Source organism: Mycobacterium sp., assembly GCF_032159765.1.
Taxonomy (GTDB): domain Bacteria; phylum Actinomycetota; class Actinomycetes; order Mycobacteriales; family Mycobacteriaceae; genus Mycobacterium.
In genome coordinates this window covers 1-2,775 of record NZ_JAVHWM010000164.1, presented here as the reverse complement: position 1 = coordinate 2,775, position 2,775 = coordinate 1, and the positions used below count along the sequence as shown (strand labels likewise).

Genomic DNA, 2,775 nt, shown 5'->3' with positions numbered 1-2,775 from the left:
TCCTGTCGTCGCCGTCCATGTTCGACTCCTCGCTGCGCGCGCAGCATCTTGCCGCCGACGGAATCGCGTCGGGAGGCAGGAGCGCGCGGACGGCGGAATGTGAGGGCGGCAAGCTCGCGCGATCCGCGGGCCAGATTCGGCTTAGACAACAGTTCCCACGGGCCTTTGAATGTGCTTCGATAACATCAGTTTGGGGGGTGGGCCGGTGAAGAAACACGGGCCAGTTCTCACGTTGCTTGCCGTCGTCCTGTTCATGGCCGGTATGTTCGCCGTCAACATGACGAAGGCGAAGCGAGTGCGCTCCGTCAACGCCGCCGCATACCCAGCCGTGTCGTCCAGCGCGCCGACACAGCCTGCGAGCACGTCTGCCTCCCCGACAGCAACGGCCAGGGCGACTGCATCCGCGACGCCTACTATCGCCAGCGGCTTTCCGGCCCAGGTGGCCTACACGGGATGGACCGCGGGGCACGAGGCATCCATCGCGATCGCCGTCAAGGCAAACCGAGGCGTTGCGTATCTGTGCGACGGAACGCAAGTCGAATCATGGCTGCGAGGAAGGGCTGAAGGAGGCGTCGTCAGGCTCACCGGTAAATCGGCAGACGCCCTGACCGGACGCGTGCGGGGTGACACCGTGTCTGGTGAAATTTCGGTGGGCGGCCGGCGCCTTGCCTTTTCGGCGAAGGTGACCGCACCGCCGGGAGGTCTGTACACGGCGACAGTTGCAGCGGCGCAGGCACGCGTCACCTGGATCGTTCGTGCCGACGGCGGCCAGACCGGGCTGCAGATCAGGGACGGTAAAGGGGTTCCTGCGCCCCGACTTGACCCGAAGAATCGGCTAGCCACTGTTGATGGCACGACCGTGCAGGCAGCGGCCGTCGCCGGAGATTTTCCGCCACCTGGGTGAAGCATCGAGAGGAGCAGAAATGGGCACGCCGCACTCGATGCCGTTGCCGGCTCAACCCGTCGCCGGGGGCGGGTCCGCCAAGACGTCCCGCGGACTGTTCGGCGTTCTCACCGCGTTCGGCGTCGGTGCTGCCGTGTCGATCGGCCTCGGTGTCTACGGCAGGCTGCACAAGCCGACCGGCGTGGCGGTGAACCTTGCTGGCTTCTCATCGCCCGTTGCAGTCAAGGCGTGGCTAGCCACGGTTGCCTTGCTCTTCGCGCTGATCCAGGCCGCTTCCGCCCTCGTCACGTATGGCAAGGTTCCCGGCGTCCGTGCACCCACCTGGATCGGCTTTGCCCACCGATGGTCTGGTCGGGTCGCCGTGCTGGTCTCGGTTCCGGTCGCGGTGCAGTGCTTGTACGCGTTGGGTTTCCAGAGCTTCGGCGTCCGGGGACTCGTGCACTCGGTGTTGGGTTGCTTTCTCTACGGAGCGTTCACCGCCAAGATGCTGATACTCAGCCGGCGCGACACGCCAGCCTGGGCGCTACCCATCGCGGGCGGCCTGGTCTTCGCAGCGTTTGTCGGCTTGTGGTTGACCGCGGGACTCTGGTTCTTCCGGACGTTCGGATTGACACTATGACCGGCGAAGGGCAAGACATGAGCGAGCAGACCAACCCCACCCGGCGAGCGGTTGTCCAAACCGGCATTGCTGCTGTCGCTGTCACCCTGGCCGGCTGCCGAACGTACGGCGCGAACGCCGGGGCGAAGGCAACAGCGCCGGGGAGTGGCGGGGGTGGGACGAACGCCGGGGCATTCGCCAAGACGGCCGACATCCCGGTTGGCGGCGGAAAGATATTCGAGGCACAGAGCGTGGTGGTGGCCCAACCGACGGCCGGTAAATTCGTCGGCTTTTCCGCGGTGTGTACTCACGCCGGTTGCACGGTCGCCGCCGTGTCCGGCGGAACGATCAACTGTGCCTGCCATGGGAGCAAGTTCCACATCGCGGATGGCTCGGTGGCCAACGGACCGGCAGCGCAGCCGCTACAGGCCGCGAAGATCAGCGTTTCCCAGGGGCAGATCTCGCTCGGCTAGTTCGTCGGGGCCTTCCTCGAGGGCTGGTGCGAGAGGTGGGCCCTTGCCTTCGGCACATCTCAGAGGTGCAGGACGGCGCCCGTCCGCGATCGCTCGTAGCCGGTGATCCCAGCCGATTCGCCTTGGTCGCGTTTCCTACAAGCACTACCGCGGCGCCCCCGAGGCCCTCAACGCCGTCCCGATGGACCAATGGACCCCTGAGCCGGTCGAGGACCACGTGCAGTTCATGGCCGACTTCGCCGTCCGGCTCGAGGGCACCCGTGAGTTCGTCGACCACCAGGCTCTCTCGCCCGAGGGCACGTTGGTCCGCTACGACGGGGAGGGCCGACCCCCGGTCACCGACGGGCCCTTCGCGGAGACCCAGGACCTGATCGCCGGCTGGCTGGTGATTGACGTCGATACTTACGCCCGCGCGCTCGCGCTCGCCGGCGAGTATTCGGCAGCCCCGGAGCCGGTGGTAAGCCGATCCACGAGTGGCTCAGGTGCGCCCGTTCCTGGGCGCATCGCTGACGGTCACCGAGTGACGGGTCCGTCCCGCCAGCCACGGCCGCCGCGTCGGACCCGCTACCGTTCCTCTGACATACCCGTCGTCGGGAGGTACTCGTGATGCAGGTCGTCGACTTCGAGAAGGTGTCCACCGTCGGGCTGGAGTCGTCGCCGTTCGCGGAGGCTCTCGCCGGGCTGAGGGCCAACGAGTCGCGCTACTACAAGAACAAGTACGGGCATGTCTTCACCGTCGACGGTGCAAGCGAGGTGACGGAGACGGTCGAGTGGGTGAACCGCATCCTCAAGGACGAGCG

General features: G+C 66.6%; 4 protein-coding genes and 1 pseudogene. All 5 read left to right on the top strand.

What is annotated here, in order from left to right:
* Positions 1 to 205 precede the first annotated feature (205 nt).
* Complete coding sequence (locus QOH60_RS19480) at positions 206 to 904, top strand: hypothetical protein (RefSeq protein WP_526423392.1); 699 nt, start codon at positions 206 to 208, stop codon at positions 902 to 904.
* Positions 905 to 923: 19 nt separating this feature from the next.
* Positions 924 to 1,523 (top strand): DUF6529 family protein, encoded by a 600-nt coding sequence (locus QOH60_RS19475; protein WP_526423390.1) that lies wholly within the window; start codon positions 924 to 926, stop codon positions 1,521 to 1,523.
* 17 nt (positions 1,524 to 1,540) lie between these two features.
* Positions 1,541 to 1,975 carry a Rieske (2Fe-2S) protein gene (locus tag QOH60_RS19470; RefSeq protein WP_526423388.1) on the top strand — a complete coding sequence of 145 codons (435 nt, stop codon included), beginning with the start codon at positions 1,541 to 1,543 and terminating at the stop codon, positions 1,973 to 1,975.
* Positions 1,976 to 2,090: 115 nt separating this feature from the next.
* Positions 2,091 to 2,499: pseudogene (locus QOH60_RS19465) on the top strand (YciI family protein).
* An 82-nt stretch (positions 2,500 to 2,581) separates the two neighbouring features.
* Positions 2,582 to 2,775, top strand: a 194-nt coding sequence (locus QOH60_RS19460) for a DUF8821 family protein (RefSeq protein ID WP_526423386.1), incomplete at its 3' end; no start/stop codon positions are given.